11 protein-coding genes are annotated in these 17435 nt (G+C 72.8%); 3 read left to right on the forward strand and 8 right to left on the reverse strand.

The window, feature by feature from the left end; all coding sequences use genetic code 11:
* Window positions 1–46 precede the first annotated feature (46 nt).
* Window positions 47–1654, reverse strand: a complete 1608-nt coding sequence (gene metG, locus ACFQ79_RS17265; protein ID WP_383584098.1) for a methionine--tRNA ligase — start codon at window positions 1652–1654, stop codon at window positions 47–49.
* 88 nt (window positions 1655–1742) lie between these two features.
* Between metG and ACFQ79_RS17270 the strand changes: the two genes are divergently transcribed.
* On the forward strand, window positions 1743–2399 hold the full coding sequence (locus tag ACFQ79_RS17270; RefSeq protein ID WP_266966972.1) for a response regulator transcription factor: 657 nt from the start codon (window positions 1743–1745) through the stop codon (window positions 2397–2399).
* The gene (locus ACFQ79_RS17275; protein WP_383584100.1) at window positions 2396–3556 is read left to right on the forward strand and encodes an ATP-binding protein; all 1161 of its coding nucleotides are present in this window, start codon (window positions 2396–2398) and stop codon (window positions 3554–3556) included. Before ACFQ79_RS17270 ends, ACFQ79_RS17275 begins: the two co-directional genes overlap by 4 nt.
* Before the next feature lie 83 nt (window positions 3557–3639).
* On the opposite strand, the gene ACFQ79_RS17280 is transcribed toward ACFQ79_RS17275, so the two are convergent.
* The 3 genes from ACFQ79_RS17280 to ACFQ79_RS17290 all read right to left on the reverse strand — a co-directional run bounded on the left by ACFQ79_RS17280 (window position 3640) and on the right by ACFQ79_RS17290 (window position 8899).
* The gene (locus ACFQ79_RS17280) at window positions 3640–5322 is read right to left on the reverse strand and encodes a methyltransferase (protein WP_383584102.1); all 1683 of its coding nucleotides are present in this window, start codon (window positions 5320–5322) and stop codon (window positions 3640–3642) included.
* A gap of 146 nt (window positions 5323–5468) precedes the next feature.
* Window positions 5469–6656, reverse strand: coding sequence for a 4-hydroxybenzoate 3-monooxygenase (locus ACFQ79_RS17285; RefSeq protein WP_383584105.1), 1188 nt, complete (start codon window positions 6654–6656; stop codon window positions 5469–5471).
* Window positions 6657–6892: 236 nt separating this feature from the next.
* A complete protein-coding gene (locus tag ACFQ79_RS17290; protein WP_383584107.1) occupies window positions 6893–8899 on the reverse strand; it encodes a VWA domain-containing protein in 2007 nt (668 codons plus the stop codon).
* A gap of 257 nt (window positions 8900–9156) precedes the next feature.
* On the opposite strand from ACFQ79_RS17290, the gene ACFQ79_RS17295 reads away from it, so the two are divergent.
* Window positions 9157–11223, forward strand: a complete 2067-nt coding sequence (locus ACFQ79_RS17295; protein ID WP_383584242.1) for a PhoX family protein — start codon at window positions 9157–9159, stop codon at window positions 11221–11223.
* Window positions 11224–11251: 28 nt separating this feature from the next.
* Here ACFQ79_RS17295 and ACFQ79_RS17300 read toward each other — a convergent pair whose 3' ends face one another.
* From ACFQ79_RS17300 to ACFQ79_RS17315, 4 genes are all read right to left on the reverse strand, one after another.
* Window positions 11252–12241 (reverse strand): hypothetical protein, encoded by a 990-nt coding sequence (locus ACFQ79_RS17300; RefSeq protein ID WP_383584110.1) that lies wholly within the window; start codon window positions 12239–12241, stop codon window positions 11252–11254.
* Window positions 12242–12331: 90 nt separating this feature from the next.
* Window positions 12332–13807: an APC family permease gene (locus tag ACFQ79_RS17305; protein WP_383584112.1), complete on the reverse strand. Its 1476-nt coding sequence runs from the start codon at window positions 13805–13807 to the stop codon at window positions 12332–12334.
* Between the two features lie 197 nt (window positions 13808–14004).
* Window positions 14005–15963 (reverse strand): FUSC family protein, encoded by a 1959-nt coding sequence (locus tag ACFQ79_RS17310; protein WP_383584115.1) that lies wholly within the window; start codon window positions 15961–15963, stop codon window positions 14005–14007.
* Between the two features lie 90 nt (window positions 15964–16053).
* A complete protein-coding gene (locus ACFQ79_RS17315; RefSeq protein WP_383584118.1) occupies window positions 16054–17202 on the reverse strand; it encodes a hypothetical protein in 1149 nt (382 codons plus the stop codon).
* Window positions 17203–17435: the final 233 nt, after the last annotated feature.

Genomic DNA, 17435 nt, shown 5'->3' on the forward strand with positions numbered 1-17435 from the left:
GCCCTGTTCACAGGGCCGGCGGCCTTCGCCGTACATCAGACGGACGTCAGTCCTTCTTCGGCTCCTCCAGGCGCGGGAACAGCACCGCGCCCTTCGTCACCGTCGCGCCCGCGGGGAGCTGGCCCCACGTGGCGGAGGACTGGACCGGCTGGGTGGCCAGGGTGCCCAGGGACGCCTCGGCGCCGAGGGACTCCCACAGTGCCTGCGAGGTCTCCGGCATGATCGGGTTCAGCAGGACGGCGACGGCGCGGAGGGACTCGGCGGCCGTGTAGAGGATCGTCGCCAGGCGGGCCCGGCCCTCCTCCGACTCGTCCTTCGCGACCTTCCACGGCTCCTGCTCCGTGATGTAGCCGTTGACCTGCTTCACGAAGTCGAAGATCGCCAGGATGCCGGCCTGGAAGTCCAGCTCCTCGCCGATCTTCGCGTCGGCCGTCGCGACGGCCTTGGCCAGGCCCTCGTGGATCGCCTTCTCCGCGTCGCCGTCGGCCGTCGAGGCCGGCAGCGCGCCGTCGAAGTACTTGCCGACCATGGCCGCGACGCGGGACGCGAGGTTGCCGTAGTCGTTCGCCAGCTCGCTCGTGTAGCGGGCCGTGAAGTCCTCCCACGAGAACGAGCCGTCCTGGCCGAACGCGATCGCCCGCAGGAAGTACCAGCGGTACGCGTCCACGCCGAAGTGCGAGGTCAGGTCCTGCGGCTTGATGCCGGTCAGGTTCGACTTCGACATCTTCTCGCCGCCGACCATCAGCCAGCCGTTGGCCGCGACCCGGCCCGGGACCGGCAGGCCCTGCGCCATCAGCATCGCCGGCCAGATCACCGCGTGGAAGCGCAGGATGTCCTTGCCGATGAGGTGGACGTTCGCCGGGAAGGTCTCGTCGAACTTCTCCGGGTTCTCGTTGTAGCCGACGGCCGTGGCGTAGTTGAGCAGCGCGTCGATCCACACGTAGATGACGTGCTTCTCGTCCCACGGCACCGGGACGCCCCAGTCGAACGTCGAGCGCGAGATGGAGAGGTCCTCCAGGCCCTGCTTGACGAAGTTCACGACCTCGTTGCGGGCCGACTCCGGCTGGATGAAGCCCGGGTTGGCCTCGTAGAACTCCAGGAGCTTCGGGCCGTACTCGCTCAGCTTGAAGAAGTAGTTCTCCTCCTTGAGGATCTCCACCGGCTTCTTGTGGACGGCGCACAGCTTCGTGCCGTCCTCGGCCTCGATGAGGTCGCCGGGGAGCTTGTACTCCTCGCAGCCCACGCAGTACGGGCCCTCGTAGCCGCCCTTGTAGATCTCGTCCTTGTCGTACAGGTCCTGCACGAACTCCTGGACGCGGTCCGTGTGACGCTTCTGCGTGGTGCGGATGAAGTCGTCGTTCGCGATGTTCAGGTGCTCCCAGAGGGGCTTCCACGCCTCCTCGACGAGCTTGTCGCACCAGGCCTGGGGCGTGACGTCGTTCGCCTCGGCCGTGCGCATGATCTTCTGACCGTGCTCGTCCGTGCCGGTGAGGAACCACACCTTCTCGCCGCGCTGACGGTGCCAGCGCGTGAGCACGTCGCCTGCGACGGTCGTATAGGCGTGGCCCAGGTGAGGAGCGTCGTTGACGTAGTAAATGGGGGTCGTGACGTAGAACGCCTTCGCCCCCTGCTTCTCGGATCCAGTGGCCGCCATGGTCGAAATCCTAACGGTCGTACGAAGATCCACTCACATCGATGACCCGGGGGCGGACGACGGGCCGGGCACGAGGAGGATGGCGGGCATGCGCGTACTGGTAGCCGAGGACGAACGACCCCTCGCCGAGCTCGTCGCCACCGGACTGCGGCGCGCGGGCTTCGCCGTCGACACCGTCCACAGCGGCGACGCCGCGCTCGACCACCTCGGGCTCCACCCGTACGACGTCCTCGTCCTCGACCGCGACCTGCCCCGCGTCCACGGCGACGACGTCGCCCGCCGCCTCGTCGCCGAGGGCTCCCCGACCCGCATCCTCATGCTGACCGCCGCCACCGCCACCGAGGACCGCGTCACCGGCCTCGACCTGGGCGCCGACGACTACCTCGGCAAGCCCTTCGAGTTCCCCGAGCTGGTCTCCCGGGTCCGCGCCCTGCGCCGCCGGTCCGCCCGCGCGGCCCTGCCCCCGCTCCTGGAGCGGTACGGGCTCCGCATGGACACCGTCCGGCGGACCGCCGCCCGCGACGGGCGGGACCTCGACCTCTCCCCCAAGGAGTTCTCCGTCCTCCAGATCCTCCTGGAGGCCGACGGGGCGGCCGTCTCCGCCGAGGAGCTCCTCGACCGCGCCTGGGACGCCCACGCCGACCCCTTCACCGGCGCCGTACGCGTCTGCATGAGCAAGCTGCGCGCGAAGCTGGGCGAACCGGCGCTGATCAGGACGGTGCAGGGCGTGGGGTACCAGCTGTGAGGCCGGGCGGTGACGCCGGATACCTGGGGTCCGGCTCCACCATCCGGACGCGGATCGCGCTCGTGTACGGGGGTGCCTTCCTGGTCCTCGGGACGGTGCTGCTGCTCGTCGTGAACCTGCTCGTCCTCGCCGGGACGGACGACGAGACCGACGCGATCGTGGCCCGCGCCCACGGTCTCGCCGACGGTGCCGGGAGCGGTGCCGGGAACGGTGTCACGAACCGGGTCGCCGTCGTCGAGGCGTACGAGCTGGGGGACGACATCAGCCGCGCCGCCGGCGAGCAGATGCTCATGTGGTCGGGCCTCGCCCTGCTGGTCATGGCCTGCTGCGCCGTCGTCGTGGGGTGGTGGACCGCCGGTCGCGTGCTCCGGCCCGTGCACGAGATGACCGCCCGTGCCGCCCGCCTCTCCGAACGCAACCTGCACGACCGGATCGCCGTCACGGGACCCGACGACGAGCTGAAGGAACTCGGCGACACGATCGACGCGCTGCTCGGCCGCCTGGAGACCGCCTTCGACAGCCAGCGCCGGTTCATCGCCAACGCCTCCCACGAGCTCCGCACCCCCCTCGCCACCCAGCGCGCCGCGATCCAGGTGGGTCTGGACGACAGCTGCGACGTACGGCAGGTGCTCCTCGACGCCAACCGCCGCAGCGAACGCCTCATCGACGGTCTGCTGCTGCTCGCCCGCAGCGAGCGGGGGCTCGCCGAGCGCGAGGACGTGCGGCTCGGGGAGCTCGCCGAGGAGGAGTGGGCGGACGCGTACGTGGCGGCCGACGGCGGTGTCGTACGGGGCAGCCGGGTGCTGCTCGGGCAGCTCGTACGGAACCTCGTCGCGAACGCGGTCGCCTACAACGTGCCGGACGGCACGGTCGGCGTACGCGCCGAGGGCGGCGTGCTCACGGTGACCAACACGGGACCGGTCGTCCCGCCCGACGAGGTGGCCGGGCTCTTCGAACCCTTCCGGCGCGGCGAGGGGCGGGACCGGATGGGGCCGGGCGCGGGGCTCGGCCTCTCCATCGTGCGGTCGATCGCGGAGGCGCACGGGGGACGGGTGCGGGCGGTGGCCCGGGGCGCGGGGGAGGGCGGCGGCCTGGTGGTGACGGTGACCCTGCCGGTCACCGTCGCCACCGTCACCGCCGCCACCGCCTCGCCCTGACGCCCTGCCGGTCACCGTCACCGCCTCGGCGTGAAGCCCGGTCGGGCAGGCCCGGCCCGTCCCTACCGCCGTCTCCTGACGCCCTACCGCCGGCGGGCGTGCAGCACGTGGGCCTCCAGGGGCAGCGGGCTGTGGCCGACGAGGGTGAGCCCGGCGTCGGCGAGCAGCCGGGCGTACCCGGCGGCCGTGCGCTCCCGCCCTCCCGTGTTGCACATCATGTGGAGGTCCCAGGCCGTCGCCAGTGAAGGCGTGGGGTCCACGGGCAGGAGGCGCTCCACGATCAGCAGGTCGGCCTCCGGCGGCATCGCGGCCGCGCAGTGGCGCAGGATCTCCCGGCACCGCTCGTCGTCCCAGTCGTGCAGGACCCGGGAGAGCACGTACACGTCCCCGTCCGGCGGTACGTCCGCGAAGTCGCCGGTCACGAAGGCGCACCGCTCCGCGACGCCGCCGAGCCGGGTCCGGGCCGCCTCGACCACGTGGGCGCGTTCGAGGAGGACCCCGCGCAGGGCCGGGTGCGCGGTGAGGAGACGCCCGAGGAGTTCCCCGGTGCCTCCGGCGATGTCCACGACGGTACGGCCGCCGGCGGCGGCCGCCGCGACGACCGGGTGCTGAGGCAGCGGATCGAACATCGGGGCGCTCGCCGTCATGGACCGGTCGAACCGGGCGGCGAGCTCGGGGTCGCGCGCGAAGTGGTCGAAGTGGTTCTCGCCGTACCGGTCCTCGAACCCCGGCTCTCCCGTCCGCACGGTGTGCGTGAGCCGGCCGAAGGACTCGTAGAACGGCCCCCCGTACATCAGCGCCAGCGCCCGCACCGAGCCCTCGGCGTCCTCGCGCAGCAGCAGCCCCGCGTCCGTCAGCCGGAACGTGCCCCGCGCGCCGCCGTCCTCGGCCACCACACCCACCATGGCGAGGTACCGGAGCAGCGTCGCCAGGTTCTCCGGCCGGGCCCCCACCACCGGTGCCAGCGCCTCGGCCCCGCGCGCGGTGGACGGGCTCATCGCCTCCGGCAGCCGCAGCTCCGCGCACGCGGCCAGCGCCTGCGTCGTCCAGGCGCCGGTGAGCAGGCGAAGGAGCGTTTCCGCCGGATGGGAGGACCGCTGCCCGGCGAGGTGCTCGGCCAGGACCTCGCGGTGGTCACCCCGGGCGTACAGCTCCACCCGCCGGTAGGGCGTCTTCGTCTCGTCGGGCGCGGCGAAGTAGAACACGGTCCCGTCCTCGTGCGGGTTGTACCCGCCCCCGTCCGGTGCCGCGCCGTGCCGCAGGAACCCGGCCCGCAGTCCGCGCAGCACCAGCGGGTCCGGCCGCTCGACGTCGAAGGCCAGATGCGCCTCCCGGTCCGCGGCCCGCTCCTCGGCGGCGACCGCCGCCGCCGATCCCGCCGGATCGGTCAGCACGAACACCTCGACCGCACGCCGCTCGCCGCCCGGCCCGTACACCGCCGGGCGGAGGATCCGTACGTCCAGCTCTCCGGCGCCCAGTCCGTGCCGTGCCGCCAGCCGGTCCCGCACCACCACGCTCGGCCGCGCCTCGCCGTCCGGGGACAGCCCGGCGGCGGCCAGCTCCGCCCGGAGGGCCCGCTCGTCGGGCGGGGAGACGAGCAGAGCGGCGTGCGCGAACCGGCAGCGTTCGGTCGTCGCCCGCAGCTCGGGACCGTCGAGTCCGGGCAGGACGCGGGCCAACAGGTCGGGCGTCTCCTGCTGCCGTACGAAATCGGCGGCGGCGCGCAGCCGCTCGACGTCGGTGGGGGCCTGGGTGGTGGTCGTCATCGCGGGGGTTCCTTCGGGGAGGGGAAGGGACGGCGGAACGCGGGCAGGGGAGGGCGGAGCCACGGCCTCGGGGGTGGGACCTGGCTCTCCACGGCCGTACGGGAGGGGGAGTGGGGGAGGGAACGAAGGCGTGAGGGGGACGGGGGTCAGACGCCGACGTAGTTCTCGGCGAACCAGTCCTGATGGGTACGCGAACTCCGCAGCGCCTCCATACGGGCGCGCCGCAACCCCTCCTGGAAGGGGGAGGCGGAGCCGTCCGCGCCGGGCACGCGGTGGAGGAGCTGGATCATCCAGTGCGAGAACTCCTGGGCACGCCAGATGTGTTCGAGACAGCGTGCCGAGTACGCGTCGAGGCTCACGGAGTCCCCGTGCAGCAGGTCGTCGGCGAGGCCGCGGGCGAGGAGGTCGGCCTCCAGGACGGCGAGGTTGGCCCCCTTCGCGGCGGAGGGGCTGAGCAGGCTCGCGGCATCGCCGACGAGGAACAGCGGGCCGTGGCGCAGCGGTTCGAGGACGTCCGACTCGAAGTCGACCACCGTCCGCTGCAGGATGCTCCCCCGCCTCAGCGGCCCGAACTCCTCGGCCCGCATCCGCAGGTCGAGCTCGTCCCACACCCGCTCGTCGGGCCAGTCGTCCGGCACGGTGCCGCGCGGGCACTGGAGGTAGTACCGGGTGACCTCGGGCGAGCGCGCCATGTGGCCCGCGAATCCCCTGGCGTGCGTGGCGTATCCGACGGCGTCGAGGCTCGGGGGCGCCTCCGCGAGCAGTCCGAGCCACGAGACCCCGTGGTCGCGGTGGTGGTGCCGCACCGCGCCGGGCGGCAGCGAGCGGCGTCCCGCGCCGTACCGACCGTCGCAGGCGGCGACGTACCGCGCCCGCCAGTGCGCGGTGCCTCCGTCCGGCTCCCGTACGGCCACCGAGGGGCGCGGTCCGTCGAGGCCGGTCACCTCGACGGCCTCGGTGTCGAAGTGGATCCGCCCGCCGGCCCCGAGGAAGATCCCGACGAGATCGGTGACCAGGTCGTGCTGCGGATAGACGGTGTGCGGCTCGCCCTTGCCGAGCCGGCCGTAGTCGAGGCGGAACCGCCCGCTCTCGGTGCGGAACTCGCAGACGCCGTGCTCCTGCCCGCGCTTCCGCAGCCCCTCGTCGAGGCCGTGCCGGGCCAGCACCCGTGCGGTGTGCGGGGCGAGGAAACCCGCCCGCGCCCGCTGCTGCACGTGCTCGCGGCTCGCCCGCTCCAGGACGACACAGTCGACGCCGCTGCGCAGGAGGAGGTTTCCGAGCACCAGCCCGGCGGGGCCCGCGCCGAGGATGACCACGTCTGCGGAACGGGTCATGTCCGGTGCGGATAAAGGATGTTGACTTGCTGTCACGAGAATGGATCTTAGGGGCGGTGAAACTCAGCGGATGCTGAATATCACCCGAATGCCGCACAGTAAGAGAAAAAGGATTCTGCCGAGGATCACGCGCGCGGACTCACGCGCGCGGACTCACGCGTGTGCCCTCATGCCCGCGGGCCGGGCCCGGGAAGATCCCGGACCCGGCCCGCGCCGTGGAACTCCTGCTCGTCCCCTCAGAACTCCAGGCCCGCGAGCAGGCCGGCGTAGAAGGCCGCGTGCGCGGTCTCGGCCGGGGCCGTGCCCGCGAAGTAGGTGCCGGTACGGGGAGTGCCGTCGAGCTTCCGGACGAAGTCGAAGGCCTTGTTGTCCTCCTCGCCCCAGACCACGAAACGCCAGTGGAGCGGACGCTCCGCCGCCTCGGCCAGGGCCGCGGTGGCGGCGGTCTTCGACTCCGGCGCGCCGTCCGTCTGGAAGACGACCAGGGCGGTACGGGTCGGGTCGGCCTTCTCGTGGTGGGCGAGGACCTCCTCCACGGCGCGGTGGTAGTTGGTCCGGCCCAGGCGGCCGAGGGTGGAGTTGACCTCGTCGATACGGGTCGGCGTGAGGTCGGCCGGGGTCAGCTCGACCGTCCCGTCGATGTCCGTCGAGAAGAACACGGTCGTGACGGTGGAGTCCTCGTCGAGGTGCGCCGCGAGCGCGGTCACCTGCTCGGCGAGCCGCTGCACGGAACCGTCCTTGAAGTACCCGCGCATCGACCCGGACCGGTCGACGACGAGGTACACGGCGGCCCGGGCCCCGGCGAGGCCCTGCGCCTTCAGCTGCGCGGCGGCGGCGGCGTGGGCGTCGGCCAGGTGCGCGGGAAGGCTGCCGCCGGAAGCCGCGACGGTCGCCTCCGGCGCGGGCTCGACGTCCGCGGCGGGCTCGTCGGCCTGCGGCTCGGCGACGACGGCCTCGGGCTCGGCCGCTACCTCCGCCGTGCCGGCGTCGGCGGCCGCGACCGCCTCGAGCTCGGCCTCGGCGGCTGCCGCGACGGCCTCGGGCTCGTCGGCCTGCGGCTCCGCCGCGACGGCCTCGTCCGGCTCGGCCTGCGGCTCCTCGGCGGCTTCCGCCGTCGGGGTCGTGTCGTCGGCGACGACAGCGGCCTCGGGCTCGGTGTCCTGTTCCTGCGCGGCGGGTTCGGCCTCCGCGGCGGCAACGTCGGCGACGACGTCGGTCGCCTCGGCGACGGGGGCGGCCTCGGGCTCCTCCGCCGTGTCGGCGTCAGCGGCCGTGGTCGCCTCAGGCTCGGCCTCGACGGCTGCCGCGACGGCCTCCGGCTCCACGTCGGCCGTGTCGGCGGTCGCCTCCGCCGTGTCGGCCTCGGGCTCGGGCTCGACGGCGGCGGTCGTCTCCGCCGTGTCCGTCTCCACCTCGGCCTCGGGCTCGGCGGCGGTCGCCTTCGGCTCCGGCTCGTCGGCCTCGGCCTGCGCCTCGGCCACCGGCGCCTCCACCGGCTCCACGGCCTGCGGCTCGGCCGCCTCCGGGGACGCGGTCTCCGACTCGGTCTCGGCGGCGGCAGTCTCCGTCAGGGCTTCGGCGTCCGCCTCGGCGGCCTCGACCGGTGCGGCCTCCTCCGGGGCGGCGGGCGCCTCGGCCTCGGCCGTCACCGGCACCTCGGCGTCCGGCGTCTTCGCGTCGCTCACCGGCGTCTCCACCGCGGCGGCCGGCGCGTCGGCCTCGGCCGTCACCGGCACCTCCTCGGCGGCGGGCGCCTCGGCCTCGGCCGTCACCGGCACCTCCGCGGCGGCGGGCGCGTCGGCCTCGACCGGAGCCGCCTCCTCAACCTCGGCGGGCTTCTCGTCCGCGACGGCCGGCACCTCCTCAGCGGCAGCGGCAGCGGCGGCGGCAAGCGGCTTCTCCGTCGCGGGCGACGGCGTCTTCGCTCGGGCCCGCGGGATCTGCGGGTTGTCGAACGACGCCGCCACCAGGTCGTCCGCCGCCCGGCGGGCCACCGCCTCCGAGGTGTCCGTGGACCCGGTCCCGGACCCGGACGACGCCGTGGCCCTGGCCGAGGACGCGGCCGCAACCGTCTTCTCGGCCGTCACCGTCTCCGAAGGCGTTGCCGTCACCGTCTCCGAAGGCGTTGCCGTCGCCGTCCCCGTCGACGTGGTCTCACGCGTCTGGGGCGGGACGACGGAGGTCGCCGGGGAGTCCTCGCGGTCTCGGCCGAACACCTTGCGCAGCATGCTCCGAATACCCATGGGCGAACCCTTTCGCATGAGTGGGGTGCGTGTGAATGTCCGTACTGGGTGTTTCGGGACGTTCATCCCTGGCCAGGGCGGACACGTAAGGTTAGCGGCCACCCCTCCCCTCCTCGGCGACCCGGTCGCCCCCGGTTGCCGTGCATTCATTCGTCGTTCACGCTGCCGCCGTCCCTGTGCAGATGTGCGCACATAGCGTCGCCGCCGAAGGTCTACCCGACACCATGTCGGCGCAGCGTGCGCCGGAGGAGGACGAAGTGCGCAAACTGCTGCCGCTGCTGAGCACGAACCCCCACGGAGGCGGACGTTCCGCTCTCACCTGCCGTTACCGCTGTGGTGACGCTTGCTTCCACGAGGTTCCCAACACCAGCGACAACGAGTACGCCGGCGACGTCATAGCCGGTGTCCTCTCCCGCCGTTCGGCCCTCCGCGCCGCCGCCGTGGTGACGGTCGCCTCCGCCGCCGGCGGTGCCATCGCGTTCGGCAACGCGCCCGAGGCCGTCGCCGGCCAGGAGACCTTCGGCCACGGTCACGGCCACGGCTCCGGCAAGGTCGACGGCGCCCGCGGTCTCCGCTTCACCCCCGTCGCGCCCAACACCGCCGACAAGGTGACCGTCCCCTCCGGCTACGCGCAGAACGTCGTCATCCGCTGGGGCGAGCCCATCCTCCGCGGCGCCCCGGCCTTCGACTCCGAGAAGCAGACGGCGAAGGCCCAGGCCGGCCAGTTCGGCTACAACAACGACTTCCTCTCCCTGCTGCCGCTGCGCGGGGAGCACGACCGCCAGGTCCTCGTCGCGAACCACGAGTACACCGACGAAGTCCTGATGTTCCGCAACTACGACGCCGCGAACCCGACCCGCGAGCAGGTCGAGATCGCCTGGGCCGCGCACGGCCTCTCGGTCGTCGTCGTCCAGGAGGAGCACCGCACGGGCAAGCTCACCCCGGTCTCCCGCCACTACCTCAACCGTCGCCTCCACACGACGAGCGAGTTCGAGGTGACCGGCCCCGCCGCCGGCAGCGCGCTGCTGAAGACCTCCGCCGACCCCGAGGGCCGCGTCGTCCTCGGCACGCTCAACAACTGCGCCGGCGGCACCACCCCGTGGGGCACCACCCTCCACGGCGAGGAGAACTTCAACCAGTACTTCGCCAACGGCTCCAGCGCCACCGACAAGCGCTACGGCGTCGGCACCGGTGCCACCGAGCGCAAGTGGGAGCGGTTCGACAAGCGCTTCGACCTGAAGCAGGAGCCCAACGAGGTCCACCGCTTCGGCTGGGTCGTCGAGCTCGACCCGTTCGACCCCGACTCCACCCCCCGCAAGCGCACCGCGCTCGGCCGCTTCAAGCACGAGGCCGCGCAGCCCCGTCTGACCGCCGACGGCCGTCCGGTCGTCTACATGGGCGACGACGAGCGGTTCGACTACTTCTACAAGTTCGTCTCCAGCAAGCGGATGAAGAAGGGGAACTCGCGGGCCGCCCGCGAGCACAACCTCACCCTGCTCGACGAGGGCACGCTGTACGTCGCCAAGCTGACCGGCGACTCCCCGGCCGCCGAGATCGACGGCACCGGCAAGCACCCCGCCGACGGCGAGTTCGACGGCTCCGGCGTGTGGATCCCGCTCGCCACCGGCGACGTCTCGCACGTCCCCGGCATGACCGCCGAGGAGGTGTACGTCTTCACGCGCCTCGCCGGTGACAAGGTCGGCGCCACCAAGATGGACCGCCCCGAGGACGTCGAGCCGTCCCCGCGCACCGGTCGCGTCTACGTCGCGCTCACCAACAACACGGACCGCGGCAAGGCCGGCAAGGCCGGCGCCGACGAGGCCAACCCGCGCAACCTCAACAAGCACGGGCAGATCCTCGAGCTCGCCGAGAACTGGGACGACCCGTCCTCCGACGGTTTCGCCTGGCGCCTCTTCCTGGTCGCCGGTGACCCGAACGACCCGGCCACCTACTTCGCGGGCTACCCCAAGGAGAAGGTCTCGCAGATCTCCTGCCCGGACAACGTGGCCTTCGACCCGCACGGCAACCTGTGGATCTCCACGGACGGCGCCCAGCTCGGCTCGCACGACGGCCTGTTCGGCGTCGCGACGCAGGGCGAGCGCCGCGGTGAGCTGAAGCAGTTCCTGACCGTGCCCAAGGGCGCCGAGACCTGCGGCCCGATCATCCAGGACCGCCGTGTCCTGGTGGCCGTGCAGCACCCGGGCGAGATCGACGGCGCCTCCGTCGAGAACCCGAAGTCGGAGTGGCCCGACGGACCCGGCAAGATCGTCCGTCCGTCGGTCGTCGCCGTGTGGCGCACGGACGGTCGCGACATCGGCGTCTAGCAGGGCGTCCCGGGGGTGGAGTGCCTGCTCACTCCACCCCCAGGCCCTCCCTGAACCGGACGAACTGCTCCTCGGGGTCCCCCGTGTACGCCCACGGCACCCACGCCGCCCGTGCGCCGAGCATCCCGAGCAGCTCCCGCGCGATCTCCACCTGGCCCGCGTAACAGGCCGCGTGGACGAGGAAGTTGAGGTCGCCGACCTCCTCGGGCGCCACCGGCGCCTCCGGGTCGCGGCCGCCGATCCAGCGCGCGTGGGTGCGCCGCAGCTCCGTCACCGCGAGCTCGTGCTTCCAGTGCTGGTCGAAGCCGCGCACCGGGCCCCGGCCGAGCGCGCCGTCCGCGATGTACCGGTACTCCTCTACCCGGGCCACCTGCACCAGGACGGGCAGCGGGGAGCCGGGCGGTGCCACGCCCGCCGCGTCCCGCGCGAAGTCGTACATGCTGCCGTGGGTCCCGTGCCACCGCGCCGACCAGTAGCGCAGCACCTGGATGTGCCCCTCCGTGTTGTACGGGTCGCGGCGGCGCAACTCGTCGAACCAGTGCCGCAGTTCGCGGCGCGGCACCCCGCCCTCGTACAGCCGGGCCACCGACAGCAGCGACACCCACGGCATCGGGTCGGCGGGCGCCGCCTCGGCCGCGCCCCGGCAGGCGTCGACGGCGGCGTCGATCCGGCCGCGCTCGACGGCCGCGCCCCGGCCGGCCGCGATGGCCGCGTCGAAGACCCGTACGACCTCGGTCGCCGCCCGCAGTACGGCCGCGTCGGGGTTGCCCGGCTCGGCGGCCCGCCAGGTCTCCACGGTGGAGCTGCCCGCGGCCGCGTGCGAGAGGAGCCGCAGCCGGTGGGTGCGGCGCGCCCAGTGGTCACCGGTGGCGGCGAGCAGGTCCCGTACGCCCTGCCAGCGGCCGATGACGATGTCGTGGCGCGCCTCGGTCAGGGCGCGGTCCCCGAAGTCAGGGTCGAAGTCGGGAGCGAAGCGCTCCTGACGTGCCGAGCGCGCGGAGCGGCGGCGTACGGCCATCGGGGGCCTCCTTCGGGTTCGGCTGCCGTCAGAAGTGGTGACTCGCTTGTGTTCCCGTGCTCGTGGCTCTGCTCTTGGTGACGGCCGGGATCAGAAATCCGTTGCGTAGCTCTTGTCCCGGGTTCCGCTCCGCGCGCGCGTGGCCGGGCCCGAGCCCTCCGCGGCCGCCATCGCGCGGGCGGCGTCCAGGCGGGCCGGGCGGTAGTAGTCGCTGCCCTTGCGCCAGTACACGACCAGCGGGACGACACCGAGGAGCAGACCGCCGAGGCCGATGGCGAGGGCGGTGGTGGAGAGTTCGCCGAGCGATTCGACGAAGGTCCAGAGCATGAACGCGGAGCCGAGCAGCGGCCAGAGGCCGCCGAGCAGCAGGTTCTTCACGGAGCGGAGGAGGACCGACTTGTAGGCGACGACGGCGGCGATGCCCGCGAGGCCGTAGTAGAACGCGATCTGGAGTCCGATCGCGGAGACGGCGTCGCGGAGGATCTGCTGCACCGAGCCGGCGGCCGCGGCGGCCGCGAACAGCAGCAGGGCGGCGCCGCCGACGGCGGCGATCGCGACCCACGGGGTGTTCCAGCGGCGGTGCACGGTGCCGAGCGCGGACGGCAGGGTCCGGTCGCGGCCCATCGCGAAGAGCGAGCGGGTGACCTGGAGGAGGGTGGTCTCCAGAGTGGCGACGGTGGACAGCAGGACGGCGACGACGAGGAGCTTGCCGCCGATGCCGGGCCAGATCTCCTGGCCGATGACGGCCAGGACGTTGGGCCCTGCGGTACGGATCTCCTCCGCGCTCAGCAGCACGTTGACGACGACCGTGACGGCGACGAAGAGGAGGAAGACGAATCCGACGCCGACGAGCGCGGCGAGGCCCGCGGTACGGCGGCTGTTCCGGGTCTCCTCGCTGAGGTTGCTGGTGACGTCCCAGCCCCAGTAGTAGAAGGCGGCGACCAGCGCGCCGGCGGCGAAGCCCTCCGGCCCGTCGAACTGGCCGAGGCCGAACCAGGACCAGTCGAAGGCGGTGGCCCGACCGCGGTGCGCGACGGCCGCCAGGATGAAGCCGACCAGGATCAGCATCTCGACCCCGGACATGATCAGTTGGGCGCGAACGGTCAGCCGGGCACCGCCGAGGACCACGAGCAGCATCATCAGGAACCAGCCGGCGCCGACGGCCGCGGCGAGCGGGGTGCTGTCGGCGAGGTCCTGGTCGATCAGGGCGAGCGTGAGGGAACCGGCGGGCAGCGAACCGGCCACCATGAAGACGGTGGCGGCGAAGACGAGGGCCCAGCCGGACAGGAAGCCGAGGAAGGGGTGGAGGGTGCGGCCCACCCAGGAGTAGCCGGCGCCGGCGTTGACGTCGATCCGCCCGAGCCGGGCGTACGCGAGGACGATGCCGAACATCGGTATCGCGCAGTACAGCAGGGCGGCGGGCCCCGCGTAGCCGACGGCGCCGAAGAGCACGGCGGTGGTCGCGGCCATCGAGTAGGCGGGGGCGCTGCCGGCGACGGCCATCACGATCGTGTCGAAGGTACCGAGGACATTGGGCTGGAGCCCTCTGTTCGTGGTGGTACGCATGGCGGTGTCCTCGGGGCGCGGGGGGTGAGGCAGGACGAAGTCGCCCGTCCGCCGCGCCGGTTGCCGACGGCGGCGGGCGCGGATCACGGTGAGATCGAGCGCATCGTAGTCGCCCGGATGGCTTCGGGTAACGGCGGTGGGGAGGGTTCCGTTCCGTGACCGCCGGTAAGTCCTCCCGTACGCCCCCGGGGGAAGGTTTACCGCAGGTCGGGACCGGCGATGGCGCGGGCCGCGCTGACCTCGCGGCGGAGCGGTGCGAGGACTCCGTTCTCGTCGCCGGGAAGCTCGCTGCGGACCTCGACCAGGGTGTCCGACGCACGGATTCCCTGGGCGAGTTCGCGCAGCTCACGTTCGACGGCGGCGACCTCGGCGGGGTCGGGGTCGGGGGCGCCGTGGTTGACCCGGATCCGGGCGGCGGTCGTGGCGTCCACGATCCGCTCGACGGCCACGACGAGCGGCCACCAGGCGGCGGCGCGGGTCCCGGTCGGCGGGGGCTCGGTGAGGGCGCGCTGGAACTCGGAGCGGACGGTGGAGAGGTCGCGGTAGAGCTTCCGCCGGGCGCGCAGCCGCCCGCCCTGGTCCTCCGTCCCTCCGAACGCGCAGGTCACATAGGCGGCGGTGTCGGCGACGGCGTCCGCGAGCCGGTCGCCGATCCGGGAGTGCCAGGACTCGGGCCAGAGGAGATAGCCGGCGATCAGCGCGATGCCGCAGCCGATCAGGGAGTCGTACAGGCGGGGCATGACGAGGTCGAAGCCCTGCTGGTTGAGGGTGTCGGAGAGCAGCAGGATCACCGGGGTGATGGCCGCCGTCTGGAAGGCGTACCCCTTCGCGGAGAAGGCCGGGATGAGGGCGGCGAGCACGCACATCACGGGGACGTCCCACCAGCCGCGCGGCACTTCGGCGAGCACGAGGGCGGCGAGGAGGAGCCCGGCGGCGGTGCCGAAGGCGCGGAGCACGGCGCGGGAGAAGACGGAGCCGAAGTCGGGCTTCATGACGAAGGTGACGGTGAGCGCGACCCAGTACGAGCGGGGGACGGGGATCAGCGAGACGAGGGCCTGCGCGAGCCCGATGCAGAGGGCGAGCCGGAGCCCGTACCGCCAGGACGCCTCCGAGAACAGGGCGGCGCGGGTGGCGCGGCGGACGCGGATCCGGAGCGCGGCGGGGCGGCCGAGCCGGTCGTCGACGTTGGAGGCGTCGGGCTCGGCCTGGTGGACGACGGCGGCGGCGTATCGCAGGGCGTGGTCGACGGCCTTCTCGGCGGGCCGTTCCGGGGCGGGCAGTTCGAGTACGGGTGTCCCGGTGCGGCCCCGGCCCTCCTCGACGGCGTCGGCGAGTTCGCGTACGGCCGCGGGGATCGTGCCGGACAGCGGGCCGTGGAGCCGGGCGCGGAGCTGGGCGGCGGGGGCGGCCTCGACGAGCGGGATGACGGCGTTGAGCTGTGCGAGCAGCCGGACGAGGGAGGGCGCGCGGCCGTGCTGGCGGGCGCGGCGGGCGAGGACGAGGTCGTAGGACTGGTTGAGGGAGGCGGTGACGGCCTGCCGCTTCTCGTCGTACGCGGGGGTGCCGGTGGCCTCGTACAGCTCGGCGACGGAACGGTAGGTCGCGGCGACGGCGGACCGTTCTGGCGCGGCGCGGCGGAGGGGCCAGCCGAGCAGGGTGAGGGCCAGTACGAACAGCCCGCCGACGCCGAGCAGCAGGGGCGCCTTCCACCAGGGGTCGGGCATGGGGAGTCCGGCCCCGACGACGGCGTTGAGGAGCAGGAGCAGCCCGGAGACGGAGGCGACGGCGCCGATCGAGGAGATCATCCCGGAGACGAGCGCGACGAGCGTGAGGACGGCGACGGCGACCCAGCCGTGCCCGAAGACGAGGGTGCCGAGGGTGACTCCGACGGCGCCGAAGAGCTGCGGCACGGCGATGTTGAGGATGCGCATCCGGTAGGCGTCGGCGGTGTCGCCGATGACCCCGGAGAGGGCGCCCATCGAGACGAGCGCCCCGTAGGCCGGCTGCCCGACGGCCAGCCCGACGGCGAGCGGCGCGGACAGCGCGACGGCGGCGCGTCCGACGGCGGCCCAGGGGACGGGGGTGGGTGCGGGCTTGAACCCGGCGGTGAGCCAGGCGGGCGGGGAGAGCCGTACGGGCCGAGCGGGGCGTGCCATGGGCCCAACCTACGTCGCCGTCGCCGGCGGCCCCCGTCCGCGCGCTGTCCTTCCCGGGGAGCCTTCCCGGGCGGGTTCTTTCGGCCCAGGTCAGACGATGAAGACGTCGAGGGACTGCGTGACGATGTCGATCGGGTTCGCGAACGACCTGGTGCTCACCGTGCTGGACGAGGCGTAGACCAGGCCGATCGGAGTCCGGACGAGATCGAAGGTCCACGCGATCGCGCCGGAGTCGCCCTTCTTGCTGAAGGGAAGAGGTCCGAAGGTTCCGGTCCCCTCGATCGCGAGGGAGCCCGCGAAGAAGGCGTTCTGTCCCGAGTGGTTGACCCAGTGGGAGACGCCGATCTCCTTGACGGTCCCCGTCGTCACCTCGGTCGTCCGGCCGCTCTTGAAGACGAGCATCCCGATGGTGGCCGCCCCTGTCGTGGTGCTGATGGGCACCTCCACCGGTCCCAGGACTCCGTTGATCAGGACGTTGGAGTTGACCTGCGCCGGATCCACCCATGCCGTCGCGCAGTCGACGCTGTTGATGACGCCGTCGAACTCCATTCTGGTGAAACGCTCCAGCACCCCGATGAGATGCTGCGGGCAGACTCCGCCGTCGGCGCGGCCGGGCTGGGCGATGCAGTTCCCCAGCACTCCGGCATTGACGTCCGCGAAGATGTGGTTGCAGCTGATGGCGAGGGTTCTCTGGTCGCGCGGGAACGACCGGCCCGTGGCCAGGCATCCCAGCGTGCCGGTGCTGGCGGGGCTGCTGATCGATACGCCGCCCGATGCCGGCCTGCGCTGGAGGTTGAACATCTGCGTCGCTATCTCCCCGGTGACCACGGGAACGATCGGAACCCTCGACGAGGTCGCGACGCGCAGGCCCATCTCCTCGACGATCAGCGCCTCCACGACGTCGGCGTTCCGCGGCCGGGACAGATAGACGCTCAGGGTGGGTTGGCCCGGCTCGATGACGCTGCTGCGGGGCCCGTACTCGGAGGGTGTGGCCCTGCCGATGCCGACGCCCTGCACGTTGGTCAGTTCGGTCAGCTGCTCCGCGGACCTGAGTCCGCCGCGCTGTTCGCCCTGACCGCTGAGGACCCCTTCGAGCGCGGCTCGCGCGTCGACCAGTTCCGTGGGGAACTGGTCGGGGTCGAATCCGATGTGATCGGATGTCACCTCGGGCTGGGGGATCTCCACGGCCTCGCCGGACTGCGCGAAATCATCGGGCGGAGGTTGGCTGGTTCTCGGCACGGCAGCCTCCTGGAAGGCTCAGAACGAGTGCCCCGCTCTCGGTATCACCTCACGAGAAGCGCTGAATCAAGCGTAGATCCGGGTGAGGGGAGCTCGCCACCCGCGATGTCGCCCCGGCGGTGTCGCCCCCGCGGTGTCGCCACCCTCTGTGTCGCCCCCCGCGGTGTCGCCACCCTCTGTATCGCCACCCTCTGTATCGCCACCCTCTGTATCGCCACCCGCGGTATCGGCGC

The organism is Streptomyces sp. NPDC056480, from assembly GCF_042795405.1.
GTDB lineage: Bacteria > Actinomycetota > Actinomycetes > Streptomycetales > Streptomycetaceae > Streptomyces.

What these genes read in the sequence shown, in the direction of transcription:
- metG (WP_383584098.1), bottom strand. Translation starts at nt 1,654, where the DNA reads ATGGCGGCCACTGGATCCGAGAAGCAGGGGGCGAAGGCGTTCTACGTC.
- ACFQ79_RS17270 (WP_266966972.1), top strand. Translation starts at nt 1,743, where the DNA reads ATGCGCGTACTGGTAGCCGAGGACGAACGACCCCTCGCCGAGCTCGTC.
- ACFQ79_RS17280 (WP_383584102.1), bottom strand. Translation starts at nt 5,322, where the DNA reads ATGACGACCACCACCCAGGCCCCCACCGACGTCGAGCGGCTGCGCGCC.
- ACFQ79_RS17285 (WP_383584105.1), bottom strand. Translation starts at nt 6,656, where the DNA reads ATGACCCGTTCCGCAGACGTGGTCATCCTCGGCGCGGGCCCCGCCGGG.
- ACFQ79_RS17290 (WP_383584107.1), bottom strand. Translation starts at nt 8,899, where the DNA reads ATGGGTATTCGGAGCATGCTGCGCAAGGTGTTCGGCCGAGACCGCGAG.
- ACFQ79_RS17300 (WP_383584110.1), bottom strand. Translation starts at nt 12,241, where the DNA reads ATGGCCGTACGCCGCCGCTCCGCGCGCTCGGCACGTCAGGAGCGCTTC.
- ACFQ79_RS17305 (WP_383584112.1), bottom strand. Translation starts at nt 13,807, where the DNA reads ATGCGTACCACCACGAACAGAGGGCTCCAGCCCAATGTCCTCGGTACC.
- ACFQ79_RS17310 (WP_383584115.1), bottom strand. Translation starts at nt 15,963, where the DNA reads ATGGCACGCCCCGCTCGGCCCGTACGGCTCTCCCCGCCCGCCTGGCTC.